General features: G+C 62.3%; 19 protein-coding genes. 15 read left to right on the top strand and 4 right to left on the bottom strand.

The window, feature by feature from the left end; all coding sequences use genetic code 11:
* The first annotated feature begins 3 nt into the window (after positions 1 to 3).
* Positions 4 to 795, top strand: a complete 792-nt coding sequence (fecE, locus tag HF257_RS00175; protein ID WP_185704266.1) for a Fe(3+) dicitrate ABC transporter ATP-binding protein FecE — start codon at positions 4 to 6, stop codon at positions 793 to 795.
* A 44-nt stretch (positions 796 to 839) separates the two neighbouring features.
* On the opposite strand, the gene HF257_RS00170 is transcribed toward fecE, so the two are convergent.
* From HF257_RS00170 to HF257_RS00160, 3 genes are read right to left on the bottom strand one after another with little or no spacing between them, the layout of a single operon-like run.
* Positions 840 to 1772, bottom strand: a complete 933-nt coding sequence (locus HF257_RS00170) for a sulfonate ABC transporter substrate-binding protein (protein ID WP_185704268.1) — start codon at positions 1770 to 1772, stop codon at positions 840 to 842.
* A complete protein-coding gene (locus HF257_RS00165; protein WP_185704270.1) occupies positions 1769 to 3100 on the bottom strand; it encodes an LLM class flavin-dependent oxidoreductase in 1332 nt (443 codons plus the stop codon). Before HF257_RS00165 ends, HF257_RS00170 begins: the two co-directional genes overlap by 4 nt.
* Before the next feature lie 2 nt (positions 3101 to 3102).
* On the bottom strand, positions 3103 to 5283 hold the full coding sequence (locus tag HF257_RS00160) for a TonB-dependent receptor (protein WP_185704272.1): 2181 nt from the start codon (positions 5281 to 5283) through the stop codon (positions 3103 to 3105).
* A 207-nt stretch (positions 5284 to 5490) separates the two neighbouring features.
* Here HF257_RS00160 and HF257_RS00155 point away from each other — a divergent pair, with 207 nt between their 5' ends.
* Positions 5491 to 6543 carry a LacI family DNA-binding transcriptional regulator gene (locus HF257_RS00155; protein WP_185704274.1) on the top strand — a complete coding sequence of 351 codons (1053 nt, stop codon included), beginning with the start codon at positions 5491 to 5493 and terminating at the stop codon, positions 6541 to 6543.
* Complete coding sequence (locus HF257_RS00150; RefSeq protein ID WP_185704276.1) at positions 6540 to 7154, top strand: TetR/AcrR family transcriptional regulator; 615 nt, start codon at positions 6540 to 6542, stop codon at positions 7152 to 7154. Before HF257_RS00155 ends, HF257_RS00150 begins: the two co-directional genes overlap by 4 nt.
* Before the next feature lie 686 nt (positions 7155 to 7840).
* Here HF257_RS00150 and HF257_RS00145 read toward each other — a convergent pair.
* The gene (locus HF257_RS00145; protein WP_185704278.1) at positions 7841 to 10594 is read right to left on the bottom strand and encodes a beta-glucosidase; all 2754 of its coding nucleotides are present in this window, start codon (positions 10592 to 10594) and stop codon (positions 7841 to 7843) included.
* A 497-nt stretch (positions 10595 to 11091) separates the two neighbouring features.
* Here HF257_RS00145 and HF257_RS00140 point away from each other — a divergent pair, with 497 nt between their 5' ends.
* The 12 genes from HF257_RS00140 (at position 11092) to gspD (ending at position 21276) form a co-directional block, all read left to right on the top strand.
* On the top strand, positions 11092 to 11310 hold the full coding sequence (locus HF257_RS00140; RefSeq protein ID WP_185704280.1) for a hypothetical protein: 219 nt from the start codon (positions 11092 to 11094) through the stop codon (positions 11308 to 11310).
* Between the two features lie 142 nt (positions 11311 to 11452).
* A complete protein-coding gene (gene gspE, locus HF257_RS00135) occupies positions 11453 to 13171 on the top strand; it encodes a type II secretion system ATPase GspE (protein WP_456300214.1) in 1719 nt (572 codons plus the stop codon).
* On the top strand, positions 13168 to 14370 hold the full coding sequence (gene gspF / locus HF257_RS00130) for a type II secretion system inner membrane protein GspF (RefSeq protein WP_185704282.1): 1203 nt from the start codon (positions 13168 to 13170) through the stop codon (positions 14368 to 14370). Before gspE ends, gspF begins: the two co-directional genes overlap by 4 nt.
* Before the next feature lie 20 nt (positions 14371 to 14390).
* Complete coding sequence (gene gspG, locus HF257_RS00125) at positions 14391 to 14807, top strand: type II secretion system major pseudopilin GspG (protein WP_408635580.1); 417 nt, start codon at positions 14391 to 14393, stop codon at positions 14805 to 14807.
* Between the two features lie 9 nt (positions 14808 to 14816).
* On the top strand, positions 14817 to 15248 hold the full coding sequence (locus tag HF257_RS00120; protein ID WP_185704286.1) for a type II secretion system protein: 432 nt from the start codon (positions 14817 to 14819) through the stop codon (positions 15246 to 15248).
* Positions 15245 to 15616, top strand: a complete 372-nt coding sequence (locus HF257_RS00115) for a prepilin-type N-terminal cleavage/methylation domain-containing protein (protein ID WP_185704288.1) — start codon at positions 15245 to 15247, stop codon at positions 15614 to 15616. The genes HF257_RS00120 and HF257_RS00115 overlap by 4 nt, the downstream gene beginning before the upstream one ends.
* Positions 15613 to 16233, top strand: a complete 621-nt coding sequence (locus HF257_RS00110) for a prepilin-type N-terminal cleavage/methylation domain-containing protein (RefSeq protein WP_185704291.1) — start codon at positions 15613 to 15615, stop codon at positions 16231 to 16233. The genes HF257_RS00115 and HF257_RS00110 overlap by 4 nt, the downstream gene beginning before the upstream one ends.
* The gene (locus HF257_RS00105; protein WP_185704293.1) at positions 16230 to 16952 is read left to right on the top strand and encodes a general secretion pathway protein GspK; all 723 of its coding nucleotides are present in this window, start codon (positions 16230 to 16232) and stop codon (positions 16950 to 16952) included. The genes HF257_RS00110 and HF257_RS00105 overlap by 4 nt, the downstream gene beginning before the upstream one ends.
* Positions 16949 to 17974: a type II secretion system protein GspL gene (locus tag HF257_RS00100; RefSeq protein WP_185704295.1), complete on the top strand. Its 1026-nt coding sequence runs from the start codon at positions 16949 to 16951 to the stop codon at positions 17972 to 17974. Before HF257_RS00105 ends, HF257_RS00100 begins: the two co-directional genes overlap by 4 nt.
* Positions 17949 to 18560, top strand: coding sequence for a type II secretion system protein GspM (gspM, locus tag HF257_RS00095; RefSeq protein ID WP_185704298.1), 612 nt, complete (start codon positions 17949 to 17951; stop codon positions 18558 to 18560). Before HF257_RS00100 ends, gspM begins: the two co-directional genes overlap by 26 nt.
* Positions 18557 to 19081: a general secretion pathway protein GspN gene (locus HF257_RS00090; RefSeq protein WP_185704300.1), complete on the top strand. Its 525-nt coding sequence runs from the start codon at positions 18557 to 18559 to the stop codon at positions 19079 to 19081. The genes gspM and HF257_RS00090 overlap by 4 nt, the downstream gene beginning before the upstream one ends.
* On the top strand, positions 19078 to 21276 hold the full coding sequence (gene gspD, locus HF257_RS00085) for a type II secretion system secretin GspD (RefSeq protein WP_185704302.1): 2199 nt from the start codon (positions 19078 to 19080) through the stop codon (positions 21274 to 21276). The genes HF257_RS00090 and gspD overlap by 4 nt, the downstream gene beginning before the upstream one ends.
* Positions 21277 to 21589 lie beyond the last annotated feature (313 nt).

The following is a 21589-nucleotide window of genomic DNA, read 5'->3' as shown; positions in this document are numbered from 1 at the left end:
GACATGAGTATTTTGCAGGCACATCAGCTCGATATTGGCTACGGTGCGACGCGCATCGTGCAAGGCCTGTCGTTCACGCCGCCGGCCGGGAAGGTCACCGCATTGATCGGGCCGAACGGCTGTGGCAAGTCGACCTTGCTCAAGGCGTTTGCGCGCATTCTCAAACCGACCCAGGGCGAACTGACGCTGGATGGGCAATCCTACGCCAGCCTGTCCGCCCGCCAATTGGCGCGGCAGATCGCATTCTTGCCCCAAGTGTTGCCGGTACCGGAAGGCGTCAGCGTGCGCCAATTGGTGGCTTATGGGCGCAGCCCGCACAACGCGTTGTGGGGACGGCTGAGCGGCAACGACCAAGCCCATGTGACCCAAGCCATGCAGCGTCTGGAACTGGACGTGTTGGCGGATCGCGCGTTGGCGGACTTGTCCGGTGGCCAGCGCCAACGGGCGTGGCTGGCAATGGTGCTGGCGCAAAACGCGCCGGTGGTGTTGCTGGATGAGCCGACCACTTACCTCGACATCAGTCATCAGGTTGAGCTGTTGGACTTGATGAGGGAATTGGCGGCAGAGGGCAAGACGGTGATGACGGTGTTGCACGATATCAACCAGGCCTGCCGTTATGCCGATCACCTGGCGGTGATGCACGGCGGCAGGCTGGTGGCGCATGGTGCGCCGGGGGAAGTGATCAGTGCCGAGTTGATGCGCCAGGTATTTGATGTGCAGGTGCAGGTGATGCAAGAGCCGATTGCCGGAACCCCCATGTGCCTGATCAAGAAAAGTACCCGTAATCACGCCTGACGCGGTAAAAACTGTGGGAGCGGGCTTGCTCCCACATTTGGAGATCAGTTGGCTTCTGATCTCCACACGGCTTTTTTCACGTCGATGGCCTTGGGCAACAAGCGATTCTGGTAGAACAAATCCGCCGTCGCCTGCTGCGCCTGGATGATCTTCTCGTCAATCGGCAGGATCGGCGAAGGCGGGCGGTTGTCCATGTAGCGCGCGATCACATCCGCTGGCAGCCCCATGAAACGGGTCAACACCTTCAAACTGTCTTCACGCTGACTACGGGTCAACGCTTCTGCCGCAGTCAGTTCGCCCAGCAGGTCATGCACAAACGTGTCATTGGCCTTGGCATACTCGCGCCGCGCCGTGTACACCGGCCCCGACAATCCCACCCCTTCACCGTTGGCCAGCACATGGCTTGGGCTCTGGCTTAGCGCCAGGGATGAATAGGGTTCCCAGATCGCCCACGCATCCACGCTGCCTTGTTCGAACGCCGCACGGGCGTCGGCGGGCGGCAGGTACACCGGCTGGATATCCTTGTAGCTCAGGCCAGCCTTGTTCAACGCACGCAGGATCAGGTTGTGTGAGCTGGAGCCTTTCTGGAACGCGACTTTCTTGCCTTTGAGGTCCGCCACTGAGTGCAGCGGGCTGTCGTTGCGCACCAGGATCGTTTCGGCAGTGGGTTTGGGCGGTTCGGCGCCGATGTAGACCAGGTCCGCGCCTGCCGCCTGTGCGAACAGGGGGGGGATGTCGCCGGTGGAACCCACGTCCAGTGCGCCGACGTTGAGGGCTTCAAGCATCTGCGGGCCAGCGGGGAATTCGACCCACTTCACATCGGTCTGCGGGAAGCGTTTTTCCAGCAGGCCGTGTTCCTTGGCCAACACCAGGGCGATTGAGCCTTTTTGGTAGCCGATGCGCAGGGTGACAGGATCGGCGGCCAGGGCGGTTTGGGTCACCGCCAGCAGGGCCAGTAACAGCGCCGAAATTTTCATGCGTCGTCCTTTTTAAAGCGGTTTTCGGGGCGTGCCAAACCGAGGTTTTCACGCAAGGTAGAGCCAGTGTATTCGGTACGGAACAGGCCGCGCCGTTGCAGCTCGGGCACCACCCATTGGGCGAAATCTTCCAGCCCACCGGGCAGGTGCGGTACCAGGATATTGAAACCATCGGCCGCGCCGTTTTCGAACCAGCGTTGCAGCTCATCGGCGATCTGCGCAGGTGTGCCGATCAGGCTGTAATGCCCGCGCCCGCCGGCGATGCGCCGGCCCAGTTGTGCCAAGGTCAGGTTCTCGCGGTTGGCCAGGTCACTGAGTAACTGCTGACGGCTGCGCTGCCCGCTGTCGGTCAAGGGCAGCTCCGGCAACGGCCCGTCCAGCGGATAGGCGGACAGGTCGAAATTACCCAGCATACGGCCCAGCAATGCAACGCCGACTGCTGGTTCGACCAGATCCTGGAACGCCTCGAATTTTGCCTGTGCCTCTGCTTCGGTCTGCCCGACCACCACAAACACGCCGGGCATGATTTTCAGCGAGTCCGCGTCACGTCCGTACTGCAAGAGACGGCGCTTGAGGTCGGCATAAAACGCTTGGGCATTTTCCAGCGAGGTCTGTGCGGTAAACACCACTTCGGCGGTTTGCGCTGCCAACTCACGGCCAGCTTGCGAAGAACCGGCCTGCACGATCACCGGCTGGCCCTGGGGCGAACGCGCCACGTTGAGTGGGCCTTTGACACGAAAATGTTCGCCGACGTGATCCAGCACATGCACTTTGGCCGAATCGTAGTAGGTGCCGCTGGCCTTGTCGCGCACAAAGGCATCGTCTTCCCAGCTGTCCCAGAGCCCGGTCACCACCTGATGAAACTCCCGAGCGCGGCTGTAGCGTTCGCCATGACCAAGGTGTTCATCGCGGCCAAAATTTTGCGCTTCGGCGGCGGCGTCCGAGGTCACCAGGTTCCAGCCCGCTCGCCCGCCGGAGAGGTGATCCAGCGAGGCGAATTTACGCGCCACGTGGTAAGGCTCGTTGTAGGTGGTGGTCGCCGTGGCGATCAGGCCGATGTTATCCGTCACTGCACTCAACGCCGAGAGCAAGGTCAGCGGCTCGAAATGATCCGAACGCGCCATATGGCTGGCAATCTCACCAGTGGCCGCGGCAATGCTGTCAGCCACGAACAGCGCATCGAACTTCGCCCCTTCGGCCACGCGTGCCAGGTGTTTGTACTGGGCGAAATCCAGCCCGGCGTTCGCCGGCACGTCCGGGTGGCGCCAGGCGGCGACATGGTGACCGGTGGCCATGAGAAAGGCGCCGAGTTTCATTTGACGGCTCATGCTTAGAAGTCCTTGCGCAGTTGCACGCCGAAGTAACGTTCATCGTCACGGGGTACGGCGCGGTAGATGTAGTTGCCACCGCTGGCCAGCAGCGGCGAGTAAGACTTGTCGGCGAGGTTTTTGGCCAGCAAGGCGACGCGCCAGCCGTTGCTGTAGTCGGCCAGGGCCGCGCTGGCGTTCCAGATGCCGTAGGCGCCTTGCTGGGTGTCGACGTTCTGGCTGATGTCGTACTGCACTTCGCTTTGCCAGCTGTAATCGGTGCCCAGTTCAATGTCCAGGCCGTTATCCAGCGGGATGGTGTAGTCGGCACGTACGTAGCTTTTCCAGTCCGGGCTGAAGGGCAGGGGCTTGCCGTTCACGTTGCAGGTGGCGGCTGCACCTGCTGGGCAGGCGAACTCGTCGATGCGCGCACGGGTGTAGGCCAGCGCCCCGGAGAACTTCAGTTGCTGGGTGGCCTGCAAGGCATAGTCCAGCTCGACGCCTTCGGTGCTGACGCTGCCGGCGTTGATCAAGCGCGTTACCACTTGGCCGGCCACGGTATCGAAGAAGTTGGCCTGGTAGTTGTCGTAGTCGCTGTGGAATACCGCCAGGTTAGTGGTCAGGCGGTTGTTCCAGGCCGTGGCCTTGATCCCGGCTTCCCAGGTGTTGGAGGTTTCTGGCTTGAGCGCGTCGGTATCACGCGGCTGCATGTTGAAGAATACGTTGTACGCCGGGCCCTTGTAGCCACGCGAATAGGTCAGGTAGCTGGTGACGTTGTCCGTGATGTCGTACTGCACGCCCAGGCGGCCAGACCAACCGTCTTCATCCACCGAACCCGAGCTGGACGTGGCCGGTTGAATCCCGCTGACCGTGGTGGCTGAAGTCGAGGCACGGCGGTGATCGTATTTCAGGTCGTCACGGGTGTAGCGCAAGCCGGCGATGCCGCGAAAGCGCGAGGTGAAGTTCAGCGTGGTTTCGCCGAACACCGCGTAGCTGTCGTTGGTGGTGCTGTAGTCGGCGATGCCACGGTCGGTGCGCGTGGTGGTGGTGAGCGTGCGCTGGTAGGTTTCCTCATCCTTGCCGTGCATGTAGAACAGGCCGCCGACGTACTCCAGAAACTCACCTTTGGGCGAGGCCAAGCGCAGTTCCTGGGAGTACTGGTTGAACTCCAACTGACCCTTGTCGGCGGTTCCGGGGAAGGCAGCGGTCACGGTGCCCAGGCGGTCGCCGTCCTGGTACTGGGTGTTGTCCCAACCGCGCCAGGCGGTGATCGACGTGAGGGTGTAGTCGCCGAGGTTCCAGTCCAACTGCGCCGACAGGCCCTTGTTGGTGTCTTCCACATGGCTGCGGGTGTCGGTGTTGATGTCGCGGTTGTCGCTGGAGGCGCGCACCGGGCTCAGCGCGTTGGCGAACGCAGGCGTCAGGGACTTACTCACCACGCCATTGGGCGCGTCGTCGTGGGATTGCATGTAGTCGGCGATCAGGGTCAGCTTCACGTCGTCGTTGGGGGTGAACTCCAACTTGCCGCGAATGCCCTTGTGGTTGTAGCCGTTGACCTCCTGGCCGTTGTGCTGGTTGTCGACGTTACCGTCGTAGCTGCCGAACAAGGTGCTGACTGAACCCTTCAACACATCCGGCACCAGGCTGCCGCCGATGCCGAAGCGGGTGCGGCTTTCATTGCCGCTGTAGTAGGACTGGTCGATATAACCGTGGGTCTCGGCGGTGGGCGCCTTGCTGGTGATGTTCAACACACCGGCCGAAGCGTTTTTGCCGAACAGCGTGCCCTGGGGGCCGCGCAGCACTTCGATGCGCTCCAGGTCGAGCAGGTCGAGGGTGGCCTGGCCGGGACGGGCGTAGACCACGCCGTCGATCACCGTGGCCACCGTTGGCTCCACGCCGGGGGAGGTGGAGATGGTGCCCACGCCACGCACGAACAACGAGGTGTCCTTGTTGGACGCGCCGGTGCGGAAGTTCAGCGAGGGCACCTGCTGGGCGATGCTGGCCACGCCGTTGCGGTTGTCGCGCTCCAGCTGTTCGCCATCAAGCACCGAGACCGCCACCGGGACTTTTTGCAGCGACTCTTCGCGGCGGGTGGCGGTGACGGTCACGGATTTGAGCGTCGGCTCCTGCTCGTCAGCCGCAAAGGTGGGCAGGGCCGTCAACCCGGCCAGGATCAATAACGTAGTGCGTTGGACGTTGTACATGGTATGCCCGCTCGAAAAAAATGCCCTGAACCGTTACCGTTCTGCGACGGCGACGCCTGTGAATTCGTCTCTGGCATTCGCTTGAGCGAGTAGCAGACAAAGCGCTTTGTTAGCGCTAACATCGGCATTATTGGTAGGTCTGGTTTAGAACGTCAAATACTGAAAAATTAGTCCTATATTCCTTTTTGTTGTTAACAGGATTTCCCCGTGAGCGAAGACAAACCGCGCAAACGTCGTGGCGCCGGGCGCGTGACCCTCAACACCGTGGCGCGTCAGGCCGGGGTCTCGGCGATTACCGTTTCGCGTTACTTCAACCAGCCGGAGCAGGTTTCGCCCGAGCGTCGCGAACGCATCGCCGAGGTAGTGGCCGAGTTGGGTTACGTGCCCAACTTGGTGGCGGGTGGGCTGGCCTCGGCGCGTGGACGCATCGTGGCGATGGTGATCCCGAACATCTCCGGGCCGATTTTTGCCAATACCATCCAGGGCTTCAGCGACACCCTCAGTCGCCATGGCTATCAGCTGTTGTTGGCATCGAGTTACTTCAGTGCCGAGCAGGAGGAAAGCGCAGTGCGCGCGTTCCTCGGCTGGTCGCCGGCAGCGCTGGTGCTGACCAGCCGCTTTCACAGCGCGGGCACCGAAAAAATGATCGCCGACGCCGATATCCCGGTGGTGGAAACCTGGGACTACGTGCCTGAACGCGAGCCGTTGCAGATCGGTTTCTCCCACTACGAAGTGGGCGTCACCGCCGCGCGCTACCTGCATGGCCAGGGCTATCGGCGCATTGCCTTCGTGCAGAACAGCGCGGCCGGCGACTTCAGCGCGATGGAGCGCGGGGAGGGGTTTGCTGCCACGCTGACCGAGTTGGGTGTGCAACCCTGGGCTTTCGCCCCGGACGCCGACCGTGCGCCGTTCGAAGCTGGCAAGCAGGCAATGGAGGCGCTGATGAGCCACGCCACACCGCCCGACGCGATCTTCTTCGCCAACGACAACCTGGCCGCCGGCGGCCTGCTGGCCGGGCAGCGTGCCGGCTTGAAGATTCCCCAGGACTGCGCGGTGCTGGGCTTTGGCGATTACCCCTTCGCTGAAATGTTGCTGCCGAGCCTAAGCACCATCAAGCCACCGGCCCTGGAGATCGGCGTGCTGGCGGCGACCCGTGTGCTGGAAAGCCTCGGCGTGCTGCCGGTTGAGGATGAAGTCCAACGGTTGAACCTGTTGGACTGCCGCCTGATCGAACGGGAAAGCTCAAGGATTTCTCCATGACCGAACCCACCCCCAAGACGCGTCGCGCACCCAAGGGCGAAAGGCGTCGCGAAGAACTGCTCGACGCGGCCCTGCAGGTATTTTCCCTGGAAGGCTACGGCGGCGCCTCCATGGCCCAGGTGGCGGCGATTGTCGGCATATCCGTGGCGGGTTTGCTGCATCACTTTCCGAGCAAGATCTCGTTGTTGATGGGGGTGTTGCAGCGTCGGGATGAGGTCAATCAACGGATTGCCGATGAAGTGCGGGCGGAAAAGTCTCTGAATGGCTTGCTTGGCAGCCTGCGGGCGATCAACCGCTCGAACGCCACGGCGCCGGGGGTGGTGCGGGCGTTTACCATTTTGAATGCCGAGAGTTTGTTGGATACGCACCCGGCGTGGGGATGGTTTCAGGCGCGGTATTCGGCGATTCATCAGCGTATGCAGGGGCAGTTTGCTGAACTCGTGGCGATGGGGGAGGTGCGGGGGGATGTGGATCTTGCGGGGTTGGTGGAGGAGATTCTGGCGATGATGGATGGGTTGCAGGTTCAGTGGTTGCGGTTTCCTGAGCAGGTGGATTTGGTGGGGCGGTTTGATACGTATATTGCTCGGGTTGAGGCGGCGATCAGGGCTTGATGCCTACTGAGTGTCGGTGGGGGTACATATCCGTTGCTGCGGTAACGGCTACTTAGGGTTCCGCTCTTACAGCGGGTCACTTTTGGAAGAGCGCCAAAAGTAACCAAAAGCGCTTCGCCCCACCACTCGGTGCCTCGCCTAGGCTCGGTGTGCCCTCACTCCGGCCAGCGTGTTTGACGGGGCGCTCCTAGATCAAAAGCAAGATCGCGGCGGCCTTAGAGCCGACCGAGATTGTCAGTGGTACGGAGCTCTCACAGAAAAGCAGATTTCACAGGGTAAGGAAGCCGGACACGGTCAAAAATGTGGGAGCGGGCTTGCTCGCGAATGCGGTGGATCAGCAATGAATTTGTTGACTGACACACTGCATTCGCGAGCAAGCCCGCTCCCACATTTGGATCTCTATTTGTCAGGTAGACAGTGGTCTGCTCTGGCTCTGTTTTTGATCTTGATCTTGATCCTAGGCGCCCCGTTAAACCACGCTGGCCGGAGTTGAGGGCATGCCGAGCCTAGGCGAGGCACCGAGTGGTGGGGCAAGAGCCCTTTGCTTACTTTGGGCTGGGCCGGCATTCCGGCTTTTCCAAAGTGAGCCGCCGTAAGGGCGGAACCATAAGCAGGCGTTACCTAAATAACGGATATACACACCGCCCTCGTGAGCAAACCCCACCCAAAAACATCCCGCCTACCGCTTAGTTCCCGGCAGCACTCCCCTGAGCACTGTCATCACTCATGTCATACCCATCACCCGCGCTGGTGCCGCTATCACCTTCGTTCTGATGCAACACCCCACCCGTCTTCACCTGCGGCAACTCCCGCAACGTCGAATTCAACGCCGAGCGTGGCAGCGGATTACTGGTGGTAGTCGACAGCTCCTGACGGAACGGGTTAACCAGCTTGGCATTCAGACGAATATCCTGAGACGAAGCCCCCACCGACAGATTGAAGCTGTCAGCATCCACCACCCACTGCTTGCTCTTCACATCGTAGTAAGCCAACGAGCGGTCGTTAAGTTCGATGGTCACACGCTTGCTCTCACCCGGCTTCAAGAACACCTTCTTGTAGCCCTTGAGTTCCTTAAGCGCACGCTCGACTTTCGGATGATTCTGGCCCACATACAGCTCAGCCACTTCCGCACCCGCCACCTTGCCGGTATTGGTCAGGTCAAACGACACCTTGATCGGCGCACCCGCCACCGCGACTCCAGGGGTTACGCTGATGTTGCTGTAACCGAAGGTGGTGTACGACAAACCATAACCGAATGGATACAGCGGCTTGATGCCCTTCTTCTCATACCCGCGATAGCCCAGGAACAGATCGTCCTTATAGCTCATCGTGTCCAGAGTTTCCTGGTTGTCGAATTTGGGGAAAGTCGCATAGATCGGGTTGTCTTCGATGTTGCGCTCGATGCTGATCGGCAGCTTGGCCGACGGGTTGACCTTGCCCAGCAAGATCTCCGCCAGCGCCTGCCCACCGTTCTGCCCAGGGTAGAACGCATGCAGCGCCGCCGGTACCTGGTCGATCCAATCGCTCATCTTCAAGCCGGTGCCGCCGTGCAAGGTGACCACAGTGTGTGGGTTGACCTTGGCGATGCTCTGGATCAGTTGGCTCTGGAACTCCGGCAAATCGAAGCTGTGATCGAAGCCTTCGCCTTCGTATTCGTTGCTATTACCGGCGGCCACCAGCACCGCGTCGTACTGCGCCAGATCCTTGGGCGCCACCAGCGAGGCCCAGCTCATCTGCACGCCTACCAGGCCGCCCATGGTCGAGAGGTAGCCGTTGCGGCGCGAGTATTCAAGCTTGATGTCCACCGCCTTGCCGGCCTGCAGGTTGACCTTGGCGAACACCGGTATGGTCGGCGGGATGCTGTTGTTCGGCAGTGGCTTACCGTCACCGTTGTCGAGGATTTTCTTGCCGTCGACGTACAGGCGCACGGCCCCGTCGGCGCGGATCTTGAACACCTGCTCGCCGCTGACCGTCGGGGTGACCTGGCCGCTGTAGCGAATCGAAGTGGCCGCAGTGTCGCCGTTGACCGGCAGGCTGTCAGTGGACCAGTCCAGGTCGACGTGGCTGTCGGTACGGCTGGCAGCGGCGTCACCGGACCAGTTGGTGTTGCTGAAGAACTCGGTCTTCAAGCCCTTGGCACTGTTGCCGGCGCTGTCGGTGTGGGTCCATACCGAGGCGCTCGGGTCCAGGGACAGGCCGTCGATAAACTCGACCTTGGCCCCTGGCGCCAGTTGCTGCAGACCACTCAGTTCGCTGATGTAGTTGGCCGCCATCACGTTGGCGCTGCCGAACCCGGTGGGTGGCGCGTACTTGGCCAGGTTGCCGACCACGGCGATGCGCTTGGCTTTCTTGGCATCCAGTGGCAGCAGGTTGTCCTGGTTTTTCAGCAGCACGATGCCTTCACGGGCGGCATTCAGTGCCACGCGGTTGCTGGTGGCGCTGTTCATGTTGTGGTTGGTCAGCGGTGCCTTGCTGTCGAACTTGAACAGGTAGATCTGCTTGAGGATGCGCCGCACCTTGTCATCCAGGGTCGCGCCGCTCAGCTCGCCACTGTCCAGGTACGGCTTGAGCACCGTGCTGTTCATCTGGTAGCCCATCATGTCCAGGTCGGTGCCGGCCTGGGCGGCGGGCAAACCGTTGACCACCGCGTTGTAGTCGCTCTGCACGAAGCCCGCGTAGCCCCATTCGGTTTTCAGGATTTCGTGGATCAGGTGCGAGTTCTCGCAGGCGAATTCGCCGTTCACCTTCTGGAACGCACACATCATCATCGCCACCTTGCTGTTCTTCGAGGCGGACTCGAACGGCGGCAGGGTCATCTCGCGCAGCACGCGTTCACTGATGGTTTCGTCGAGGTGGAAGCGGTTGCTTTCCTGGTCATTGGCCGCGTAATGCTTGGCGTTGGCCCACACCCCGCGCGATTGAATGCCGTTGATCAACGCCGGCCCCAGGCTCGCGCCGAGGAACGGGTCTTCACCGGACAGGTATTCGAACGCCCGTCCGCTGTACGGCATGCGATACAGGTTCACGCCGGGGCCGGTGACGAACTGGTAGCCGCCGCTGGCAGTGTCGTAGCCCAGCGCACGGCCGACGTCGATGGCGCGGCGCGGGTTCCAGCTGGCCGCCACGTTCGGGCCGGACGGGTACACCACGCCTTGGTCGTTGCCTTCACTGGTGTAACGCACGCCCACACCGCCGTCGGCGCCGTGAATCTGCGGGATGCCGTACTGGCTCAGCGGCTTCACGTCCCAACCACCGATACCGCCGATATAGGCGAGCTTCTCTTCCTGGGTCATCTTCGCCAGGGTCTTGTCCGCCGCCTTTTCTGCGCGGCTCACCATGCCTTCATCCAGGGCCGGGCTGGTCGCCGCGTGTGCATGGGATACGGCCAGCGCCAGGAGGGCAAAAGCCGACTGGGCACCAATCATCTTGCGTTTATTCATGGGACTCTCCAACAACTGTTTATTAAACATGGCGCGCTAACAAGTGCGCGTTCGTCACTTTTCTGCAGGCAATAGTTGGCCTTTGTCGCAATTTTTGGCCGATGGCTAATTGCAATTACTTGGCGAATTTCGCTATTTTATTAGTGTAAAAATTGTATGTCTTGTTGTTGTAAGTAATGTCTATGCGATATCACACGATGGCGTTTTGAATCGCAAAAGGCCAATAATTAAGGCAATTCTTGCGGTTATAAGTCAAACAAAAGCTATTTTTTGCGTTAAATAAGAAATATTTCATTACGATTCTGAACTAAGACTAAACCTACCAGTCGATTGGTTTAACAAAATTCATGGCGGCATGGCGAACTAGTGGCTTTGCTCAATAGTTCTAAATGGCCATGTTTTATACACGCTGTCATACACAACGCTTTGGTGTAGGGTCTTGACCGAATTCAAGGCGCCACTTGAGCAATCTGCTGTTTTTGATCTGGAGAAAGTTGATGAAGATTTCCCTGTTGGGTGCCGGTGTTGTCCTGGGCGTTGCACTGACTGGTGCGGCACTGGCTGCTGAGTCCACCGACGCCGATGCCAAGTCCGGCGCTGCCGATTCCACGGTAATAACCCAGGCTCACGACGCCAAGGCGGTGAAAAAGCAGAAGGCTGAAACTACCAAGGGTGGGCGGCCGTTGCAGGATAGCCAGGCCAAGACGCCGAACTAACGGCCAGCACACAACCCCCTTGTGGGAGCGGGCTTGCTCGCGAAGGCGGAGTGTCAGCCTCCGGATTCACCGACTGATACACCGCCTTCGCGAGCAAGCCCGCTCCCACAGGAGGCTTTCATTGCTCTTCAGATAGCTGCTCATGACCCCTCTCAACGCCTCCCAGATGCACATCCCCGACACCGAACAGGTGTGCGCCTGGTTGATGCAGCAAGCCGGCTTGAAAACCGTCGACCTGGAGCGCGCCCGGCGTTTGTCCCAGGAGTCCGACGACACCGAACTGCTCGGCCTGCTTACGCGCCTGGGGCTGGTCTCCGAGGTCGAGCTGGCGCGGGCCTGGGCCGGTTTGCTCGGTGCGCCGCTGTTGCTTGCCGACGCCGCGCCGCCGCTGCTGGACCCGTTGCCGCCGCTGACCGAACGCTTCATGCGCCACTACCAGGTGGTGCCGGTGGGCTGGAACCACGGCGGCCTGCGCGTGCTGGCGGCCAACCCATCGCAGCTGTATCCGTTCCAGGCCGTGGCCTACGCCTGCGGTGTACCGGTGTGGTTGGCGATCGGCCCGCGCAATGAAGTCGACACACTGATCGAGCGCTACTACGGCCAGGGCCGCTCGGCGATGGGCACGCTGATCGAAAACCTCGACGAGCAAGGCGGCGCGCTGGAAGACATCGAACACCTCAAGGACATGGCCTCCGAGGCGCCGGTGATCCGCCTGGTCAACTTGATCCTGCAGCGCGCGGTGGAACATCGCGCCTCGGACATCCATATCGAACCCTTCGAAAGCCAGCTCAAGGTGCGCTACCGCATCGACGGCGTGTTGCACGAAGCCGAAGCGCCGCCGTCCAGTTCCTCGGCAGCGGTGATTTCGCGGGTGAAGATCATGGCGCGGCTCGACATCGCCGAGCGGCGCCTGCCCCAGGACGGGCGAATCATGTTGCGCATCCAGGGCAAGGAATTGGACCTGCGGGTGTCCACGGTGCCCACCAGCTTCGGCGAGTCAGTGGTCATGCGTTTGCTCGACCGCCAGACCGTGAGCTTCGACTTCCAGAGCCTGGGTTTCGACGGCCAGCGGCTCGCGACGTTTCTTGAAGTGCTGGAACGGCCCCACGGCATCCTACTGGTCACCGGGCCTACCGGCTCGGGCAAGACCACCACGCTTTATACCGCGTTGTCGCGGCTCAACACCGCCGAGCGCAAGATCATCACCGTGGAAGATCCGGTGGAGTACCAGCTCGAAGGCATCAACCAGATCCAGGTCAAACCCGCCATTGGCCTGGACTTCGCGGGCGCCTTGCGCTCCATCGTGCGACAGGACCCGGACGTGATCATGATCGGCGAGATCCGTGACCTGGAGACCTGTCGCATCGCAATCCAGTCGTCGCTGACCGGCCACTTGGTGCTCTCGACACTGCACACCAACAGCGCCTCGGCGAGTATCACGCGGCTGCTGGACATGGGCGTGGAAAGCTACCTGATTGCCTCGACCGTCAACGGCATTCTGGCTCAGCGCCTGGTTCGGCGGTTGGACCCGACTACCCGCGAAGCCTTTGAAGCACCGCCCGAACTGATTGCCGAGCACGGCCTCGATCGCTTCACTGACCAGCGTCCGATCAAACTCTACAGGCCGCGTGCCGACGCACCGGGCGGCGGCTATCACGGCCGCAGTGCAATCACCGAACTGCTGGTGATGAACGACGAGTTGCGCAGCCTGCTGATGCGCCAGGCCGACGCCGCCACCCTTGAACAAGCGGCCCGCCGAGGCGGTTTGCGCACCCTGCATGAGGAGGGCTTGCGCCAGGCCGTGGCCGGCGTGACCTCGCTGGAAGAAGTGCTGCGCGTCACCCGAGGCGAAGGCACGTGAGCCTGTTCAAATACCGCGCCCTGGACAGCCAGGGCACGCCGCAAAACGGCACCCTGGAAGCCAAGGACCAGGCCGCCGCCGTCGCCGCCTTGCACAAGCGCGGCCTGCTGTTGTTGCAGATCGACCCCGCCGGCAGCCAGGTTTTGCGCAACGCCTTGGGCCGCGGCCAACTGAACGGTGCGGCGCTGGTGAGTTTCACCCAGCAACTGGCCACGTTGCTCGGCGCCGGCCAGCCGCTGGAGCGTTCGTTGGGCATCCTGCTAAAACAGCCCGGCCAACCTCAAGTGCGCGCCTTGATCGAGCGCATCCGCGAACACGTCAAGGCCGGTAAACCCCTGTCCAAAGCGTTGGAAGAAGAGGGCAGCCAGTTCTCGCCGCTGTACCTGAGCATGGTCCGCGCCGGTGAAGCCGGTGGTGCGTTGGAACATACCCTGCGCCAGCTCAGCGATTACCTGGAGCGCAGCCAATTATTGAGGGGCGAAGTGATCAATGCCCTGATCTATCCGGCGTTTCTGGTGGTTGGCGTGTTGGGTTCGCTGGCGTTGCTGCTGGCGTATGTGGTGCCGCAGTTCGTGCCGATCTTCAAAGACCTTGGCGTGCCCATCCCGCTGATCACCGAAGTGATCCTCGGCCTCGGCCAGTTTCTCGGCGCCTACGGTTTGGCGGTGCTTGCCGGGTTGATCGTGACCGCCTGGACCCTGGCCGCACGCCTGCGCAATCCCCTTCGCCGTGAACGTTATGACCGCCGCGTACTCGGCATTCGCCTCATCGGCCCGCTGTTGCAGAGGGTCGAAGCCGCACGTCTGGCGCGCACCCTTGGCACCTTGCTCAGCAATGGCGTGGCCTTGCTGCAAGCGTTGGTGATCGCCCGCCAGGTCTGCACCAACCGCGCGTTGCAAGCCCAGGTGGCCCAGGCCGCCGAGTCGGTCAAGGGGGGTGGCACCCTGGCGAGTGCATTTGGCAGTGAGCCACTGCTGCCGGACCTGGCCCTGCAAATGATTGAAGTCGGCGAACAGGCCGGCGAACTCGACAGCATGCTGCTCAAGGTCGCCGACGTATTCGACGTCGAAGCCAAGCGCGGCATCGACCGCCTGCTTGCCGCCCTGGTGCCGTCCCTGACCGTGGTCATGGCGGTGCTGGTGGCGGTGATCATGTTGGCGATCATGCTGCCGCTGATGAGCCTGACCAGCAATATATGAACCCCCGAGGACTACTCCCCATGCGCTCCAAACCTGCACGCCGCCAAGGCGGTTTCACCCTGTTGGAAATGCTCGCCGTGATCGTGCTGCTGGGCATCGTCGCGACCATCGTGGTGCGCCAGGTCGGCGGCAACGTCGACAAGGGCAAATACGGCGCGGGCAAGGCGCAGCTGGCCAGCCTGTCGATGAAGATCGAAAGCTACGGCCTGGACGTCGGTTCGCCGCCCAAGGCCTTGCAACAACTGGTGGACAAGCCTGCCAACGCCGCCGGATGGGCGGGCCCGTACGCCAAGCCGTCGGACCTCAAAGACCCGTTTGGCCACGCCTTCGGCTACCGCTTCCCCGGTGAGCATGGCGCCTTCGACCTGATCTTCTATGGCCAGGATGGCCAGCCCGGCGGCGAAGGCTACAGCGCCGACCTGGGCAACTGGGAATAACCCGCGACCATGCCCGACGCCCAACGTGGTTTTACCCTGCTGGAGATGCTGGTGGTGATCGTCTTGATCAGCATCGCTGCCGGCCTGATGGGGTTTGGCCTGCAACAAGGGCTCAAGGCTGCCAAGGAACGCCAGGTGGTCGGGCAGATGGTCGATGCCCTGCGCAGCACGCGGGCACGTGCGATTGTCAGCGGCGACACGGCCAAGACCGTGTTCGACCTGCACGCCTTGAGCTTCCAGGCGCCGGATCGGCCGCTCAAGCACTGGCCGGCTGACTTGCAAGTGACCCTGCACACCGCCGAACACGCCGGCGCCGCCGTTGCGTTCTACCCCGATGGCAGTTCCACCGGCGGCAACCTGGTGTTGGCCAACGGCACGCGGCGTTGGCGCATCGATATTGGCTGGCTGACCGGCAGCGTGCAGTCCAAGGCTTTGCCATGAAGCACCAGTCGGGATTCACGCTGTTGGAGATGCTGGCCGCTCTGATGCTGATGGCGATCTGCAGCACGGTGCTGTTGGTCGCCTTTGGGCAGAGTGCGCGTTCGTTGGCGCAGGTCAATCACAGCGATCGCCTGACCCACGCCGCACTGAGCGTGCTGGATCAGGAAACCACGGGGCCGCTCGCCAGTGGCGTACATCAGGGCAGTCTGGAGGAGGGTATCCATTGGCAATTGCGCATCGCCCAGCAACCGACGCGCATCGGCCAGCCGCGCTTGTTTCGCCTCGACCTGACGGTCAGCGAAGGCCCGCGCCAGGCGCATTTCAGCACGCTTAAGTTGCGTGCCGTGAATGACAGGGCGCCGCTGTGAATCGACGCCAACACGGCTTCACCTTGCTCGAAATCATGATCGTGCTCAGCTTGCTCGGTGTGCTGCTGACCCTGGTCAGCGGTGCATTGTTGGGGGCCAATCGCGCGGTGCAAAAGGCCCAGCGCTATACGGACAGCCTGGATCAAATGCGCGCCGCACAGCAGTTCTTGCGCACCGCCATCAGCGAAGCGCTGCCGCTGGACGTGACCGAAGACGACAGCCAGACCCCCGGTTTTTTTGTCGGGGCCGCACAACGGATGCAATTTGTCGCGACGTTGCCCGGTGTACTCGGCGGCGGGATTCAGCGTTTCACCCTGCAACGGGTCGGCGGCGATTTGCAGGTGGCGTTCGCGCAATTTGAATCCGCAGCCCAGGTCAGCGTACCGGCCTCGCGCAGTGAGCCGCAGGTGCTGCTGCAAAATGTCGACGATCTGCAATTCAGCTATCGCGGTGTCTCGCCCAAAGGCCAAGCCACTGGCTGGATCAGTGATTGGCCGTGGACCAAGCGCCTGCCCTATGCGGTACGCATCGACGCGACGGTCAGCGGGCCGGTGCCGTGGGTCAGCCAGGTGGTGGCGTTGCGCTTGAACCTGTCGGGCGGGGCGTCGGATCAATGAAGCATCAACGCGGTGTCGCCTTGTTGCTGGTGCTGTGGGTTTTGGCGCTGCTGAGCCTGTTGCTCGGCGGCCTGGCCGGCTGGGTGCAGTTGGAAGCGCGTCAGGCGGCGTGGCATCGCCAGCATACCCAGGCGGCGTTGGCGGCGGAGGCGGGTGTGGCGTTGGTCATGCAGGCGCTGGCCGATCCGCTGCAGCGCAAGCAGTGGGTCGCCGATGGCCGCGAAATGCCCTGGGTATTTGACGATGCACAGTTGCACGTCAGCCTGCGCAGCGAGCGCGGCAAGTTGTATTTGAACAGCGCCGAGCCCGCCGATTTCGCCCGCGTGGCCCTGGCTTGCGGCGCCACTCCAGCCCAGGCCAGCCGCTTGGCCAAAGACCTGGAAAGCCGGCGCAACGAAGGCCTGGCGCCGTTTCGTGTGGTCGAAGAATTACGCCAGTTGCCAGGCATGAGCCAAGCGCTGTACCGCCGGTTGGTGCCGCAGATCACCTTGTGGAGTGGCCTGGATCGGCCCGATCCGGCCTTTGCCAGTGCCCTGATGCGCAAGGCCTTGAACTTGCCGCAGCAAAGCGCGGTGGGCGCCGATCCCGGCGAAGTGCTGGTTATCAGCAGCCGCGCCGAACGCCCCGGCGGTTACCACGCACAGTTGCATATCACTGTCCTATTGAGCCCCGCGCAGGGAAGCGCACAACCGTATCGGGTACTGCGTTGGCAAGAATGAATCGACTGTTATCCAAACCCCTGGCGCAGCTTGAACCGTTGGCCGAACGCTGGCGTGGCAGCGTGCTGCAGCAAGGCTGGCGCCTGTGGCTTAAGGAACTGCGGGGTTGCCTGCCGGTTTGGTTGCGGCAAAGCGAACAGCCCGAGCAGGTCTATCACTGGCCATTGACTGAGCCTGTGATGGTCGTGCCCGACAACGTGCGCCAGGTGCTGGTGCTCGCGCCCTCGGCGGTGCTGGTGCAAAGCCTGCAACTACCGCTGGCTGCGGCGCGCAACCTGACGACGGTGGTCGGTTATGAACTTGACCGCTTCACCCCGTTCGACGCCGATCAGCTGTACTTCGTCGCACGCCAGGAGCGCCGTACACCCATGCACCTCAAGGTGACACTGGTGGCGATCCTGCGCGAACGCCTTGACCAGATTCTGCTCGACTGCGCTGCCCTTGGGCTGCAACCCCACCAAGTGGATGTGCACGGCCTGGGCATCGACCTGTTGCCCGCGCCGTTGCGCCCGCGCCAGCGCACCGCCGGCAAGGGCTTGCAACGCAGCTTGCCGTGGTTGTGTGGGGCCTTGCTGATTGCAGCGATGCTGCTGTGGCTCAACGACCGCCAACGGGTGCTCGACGCGATGCACGCGCGTGTCCAGCAGCAAAAGGCCGAGGTGACCGAGGTGCAGCGCCTGCGCCAGCAACTGCTCAACACGCGGGGTGCGGCGCAGTACCTGATCCGCCGCAAAGCCGCGCAGCCACCCCTGGCGGCACTGCTCAATGAACTCACGCGCTGCCTGCCCGCCGACACCTGGATCGATCAATTGGAAATCACCGACGGCGCCGACGTGTCGTTCTCAGGGCAAAGCGCCAAGGCCAGTGCGCTGATTACGCGGATCAAGGCTTGCCACAGCCTGGAAAATGCCCAGTTCGAAGGGGTGATCCAACCCGATGCGCAAACCGGCAAGGACCAGTTTTCCTTGCGCGCCCACTTGCACCAGGAGACCGCGGATGCGCCGACCACTGACACCCCGTGAACGTCGCGGCGGCGCATTATTGCTGCTGGCATTGGTGCTGGGCGCGGCGTACTGGCTGTTGATCGACAGCTGGTTCGCCGGCCCCTTGCGCAGTATGGGCGAGCAAGCCGAGCAACTGCGCGAGCAGCAACAACGCTACGCCGGCCTGCTACAGCAAGGCGCTTCACTGCGTGAGCAACTGGAGCAGGCGCGTCAGGACCCGGCCAGCAGCACCAGTTTGTTGCCCGGCGATGACCCCAGCGCCGTGGCCGCCGACTTGATGCAACGCGTCGCCGACCTGATCGGCAGCCAGGCCAACCTGGGCGGCGGCTGCAAGTTGACCCAACGTATGCCGATCACCCCGGAGCAAGACGACAGCGAACCCTACCGCCAGGTCAAGGTTAGCCTGACCCTGGACTGCGCCATCGAGCCGCTGACCGCAATCTTGCACGCGCTGGAGTACCAGCGACCGTTCCTGTTCGTGGATGAGATGAGTATTCGGCGCCGACCGGATGCCCCCGCCAGCGGCGGAGCCGGCAAACTGGTGGTGCACCTGCTGGTGCGCGGCTATCTGCAACCGGTGAGCGCCAAGCAGGTGAGCCGATGATCCCGGTATTGCGCCCCGTCGAGTGGGGATTGCTCGGCTTGTCCGGTGTGCTGGGCGTGCTGATGCTGGTGATCTTGAGCAGCGTCGGCGATGCGCCGCAGTGGCTGCCTGAGCCCGAACCCATGGCCGCCACGAATGCCTCAGCCAAGGTGCTGAGCGCGCCGGATGCCACCCTCGAAAGCCTGGCCGGCACCTGGCAGGCGCCGTTGTTCAGTCCCGACCGCAGCCCGGATCACGCCGTTGGCCAGGCGCAAGCGTCGAGTCTGTCGAGCCTGGTATTGACCGGTGTTGTCCTCAATGACGCGCTGCGCGTGGCGCTACTCAAACCTGCCGATGGCCCCGCGTTGAAAGTCCACCAAGGCCAGACCCTGCCCAACGGCTGGCGACTGGAACACCTCACACCCCGCGATGCCCGTTTCGTGCTGGACGGCCGCACGCAAACCCTGAGCCTCAAGGCCCTGCGTTTGCCGCCGCCGTCCACCACACCCCCGATTACCCTTCCTCACGAGCCCACCCCTTGATCGATACCGTCCCCGGCGCCTTGCGCACCACCGTGTTTTGCCTGGCCACCGCCGTTGCCCTCGGCGGCTGCGGCTCACTGCCCGACCACCTCGACCCGGACGCCGCGCTGATGCACGAGGCCATGCAGGGCACCGGCTCGCAGCGTCCGCCGGTCGAGCCCGCCAGCGAACCGCCGCCACAGCCCCAGGCCAAGACTGCACCGCAACGGCAACTGGTCCGTGGCAACCAGCAGTTCGTGCGCCCGCCCACTGCAACGACGGCAGGCGAGCAGGGCGGTGGCGACATCGTGTTCAACTTCGCCGACCAGCCCATCGAAGCGGTGATCAACAGCGTGATGGGCGACCTGCTGCACGAAAACTACAGCATCGGTCAGGGCGTGAAGGGCAACGTCAGCTTCTCCACCTCCAAACCGGTGAACAAGCAGCAGGCGTTGTCGATCTTAGAAACCCTGCTGTCCTGGACTGACAACGCCATGATCAAGCAGGGCAACCGCTACGTGATCCTGCCCGCCAACCAGGCGGTCGCGGGCAAGCTGGTGCCGCAGATGCGCGTCGCCCAGCCTTCCAGTGGCTTGTCGGCGCGGCTGTTCCCGCTGCGCTATATCTCGGCCACCGAAATGCAAAAACTGCTCAAGCCCTTCGCCCGGGAAAATGCGTTCTTGCTGGTGGACCCGGCGCGTAACGTGCTGAGCCTGGCAGGCACCCCGGAAGAACTGGCCAACTACCAGGACACCATCGACACCTTTGATGTGGACTGGCTCAAGGGCATGTCGGTCGGCGTGTTCGGCCTGCAACGTGCGTCGGTCGCCGAGCTGATGCCCGAGCTGCAAAAAATGTTCGGTCCCGACAGCGGCATGCCCCTGGCGGGCATGGTGCGGTTCCTGCCCATCGAGCGTACCAACTCGGTGGTGGCGATCTCTTCGCAGCCGCAGTACTTGAGTGAGGTTGGCGATTGGATTCACACCATCGACGAAGGCGGCGGCAACGAGCCGCAGATGTACGTGTACGACGTGCGCAACATGAAGGCCACTGACCTGGCCAAGTACCTGCGACAGATCTACGGCACTGGTGCGATCAAGGACGACGCACCGGCCAAGGTTGCGCCGGGCTTGCGCACCGCGACCTTGTCGTCGCCGGGCACCAACAGCACTTCCGGTAGCACGCCGGGTGGGTTGAGTAACAACCTGAACAACAGCCAACCCGCTGCCGATGACGAGGAACCCGAGGTCGAACAAGACAACGCCGAGCAAGGCACAGTCGAAGACGCCCCGACCAAAAGCCTCGACGCCGGCACCCGCATCACCGCGCAGAAAAGCAGTAACCAGTTGCTGGTGCGCACGCGCCCGGTGCAATGGAAGGAGATCGAATCGGCGATCAAGCGTCTCGACAACCCGCCGCTGCAAGTACAGATCGAAACGCGCATCCTCGAAGTCAAACTCAGCGGGGAACTGGACCTTGGCGTGCAGTGGTACCTCGGGCGGCTGGCAGGCAATTCCGCCAGCACCACCGTGGCTAATACGTCCGGCAGCCAAGGCGCCTTGGGCGGTGGCGGGGCAGGGCTGGGGGCGGCCGATTCGTTGTTCTATTCGTTCGTGAGTTCCAACCTGCAAGTGGCCTTGCATGCGCTGGAAACCAACGGCCGCACCCAGGTGCTGTCGGCGCCGTCGCTGGTGGTGATGAACAACCAGCCGGCGCAGATCCAGGTGGGTGACAACATTCCCATCAGCCAGACCACGGTGAATACCGGCACCTCGGATACCACGTTGAGCAGTGTTGAGTATGTGCAGACCGGGGTGATTCTGGACGTGGTGCCGCGGATCAATCCGGGTGGGTTGGTGTACATGGATATCCAGCAGCAGGTCAGTGATGCCGAGGCGCAGACGGCCAATAGCGAGACGCAGAATAATCCGCGTATCTCGACGCGATCAGTGTCCACGCAGGTGGCGGTGCAGAGTGGGCAGACGGTGTTGTTGGGGGGGTTGATCAAGCAGGACAACGCTGAATCTGTGAGCGCGGTGCCTTATTTGGGGAAGATTCCGGGGTTGCGGTGGTTGTTTGGCAACACGAGCAAGTCCAAGGATAGGACGGAGTTGATTGTGTTGATTACGCCGAGGGTGATTACCAGTGGGAGCCAGGCGCGGCAGGTGACGGATGATTATCGGCAGCAGATGCAGCTGCTGCGGCCTGGGGGGTGAGTGTGTATATCCGTTGTTTGGGTGATGTCTGATATTGGTTCCGCTCTTACAGCGGCTCACTTTTGAAAAGCGCAAAAGTAAGCAAAACGCTCTTGCCCCAACACTCGGCACCTCGCCTAGGCTCGGTGTGCCCTCACTCCGGCTTTGGAGCATGGGCCGCCGCGATGGGCCATCCCTGGCCCAGCGCGGCTAACCCGGCGTCCTGCCGGGTTACCCACGCTCCAAAGCCTGCGTTCGGCCAGCGTGTTTGACGGGGCGCTTCTAGATCAAAAGCGAGAGCGCGGCGGCCTTAGAGCCGACCGGTTTTTTGTGC

Source organism: Pseudomonas cremoris, assembly GCF_014230465.1.
Note: the sequence above shows the minus strand (reverse complement) of the source record. Positions and strands in the feature narration are given on the sequence as shown.

Bases quoted from the DNA above. Each gene is read 5' to 3' on its own strand.
- fecE (WP_185704266.1), top strand. From the start codon at position 4: ATGAGTATTTTGCAGGCACATCAGCTCGATATTGGCTACGGTGCGACG.
- HF257_RS00115 (WP_185704288.1), top strand. From the start codon at position 15,245: ATGAAGCACCAGTCGGGATTCACGCTGTTGGAGATGCTGGCCGCTCTG.
- gspE (WP_456300214.1), top strand. From the start codon at position 11,453: ATGACCCCTCTCAACGCCTCCCAGATGCACATCCCCGACACCGAACAG.
- HF257_RS00160 (WP_185704272.1), bottom strand. From the start codon at position 5,283: ATGTACAACGTCCAACGCACTACGTTATTGATCCTGGCCGGGTTGACG.
- HF257_RS00120 (WP_185704286.1), top strand. From the start codon at position 14,817: ATGCCCGACGCCCAACGTGGTTTTACCCTGCTGGAGATGCTGGTGGTG.
- HF257_RS00150 (WP_185704276.1), top strand. From the start codon at position 6,540: ATGACCGAACCCACCCCCAAGACGCGTCGCGCACCCAAGGGCGAAAGG.
- gspM (WP_185704298.1), top strand. From the start codon at position 17,949: ATGCGCCGACCACTGACACCCCGTGAACGTCGCGGCGGCGCATTATTG.
- HF257_RS00105 (WP_185704293.1), top strand. From the start codon at position 16,230: ATGAAGCATCAACGCGGTGTCGCCTTGTTGCTGGTGCTGTGGGTTTTG.
- HF257_RS00140 (WP_185704280.1), top strand. From the start codon at position 11,092: ATGAAGATTTCCCTGTTGGGTGCCGGTGTTGTCCTGGGCGTTGCACTG.
- HF257_RS00170 (WP_185704268.1), bottom strand. From the start codon at position 1,772: ATGAAAATTTCGGCGCTGTTACTGGCCCTGCTGGCGGTGACCCAAACC.
- gspG (WP_408635580.1), top strand. From the start codon at position 14,391: ATGCGCTCCAAACCTGCACGCCGCCAAGGCGGTTTCACCCTGTTGGAA.
- HF257_RS00165 (WP_185704270.1), bottom strand. From the start codon at position 3,100: ATGAGCCGTCAAATGAAACTCGGCGCCTTTCTCATGGCCACCGGTCAC.
- HF257_RS00145 (WP_185704278.1), bottom strand. From the start codon at position 10,594: ATGAATAAACGCAAGATGATTGGTGCCCAGTCGGCTTTTGCCCTCCTG.
- HF257_RS00100 (WP_185704295.1), top strand. From the start codon at position 16,949: ATGAATCGACTGTTATCCAAACCCCTGGCGCAGCTTGAACCGTTGGCC.
- HF257_RS00090 (WP_185704300.1), top strand. From the start codon at position 18,557: ATGATCCCGGTATTGCGCCCCGTCGAGTGGGGATTGCTCGGCTTGTCC.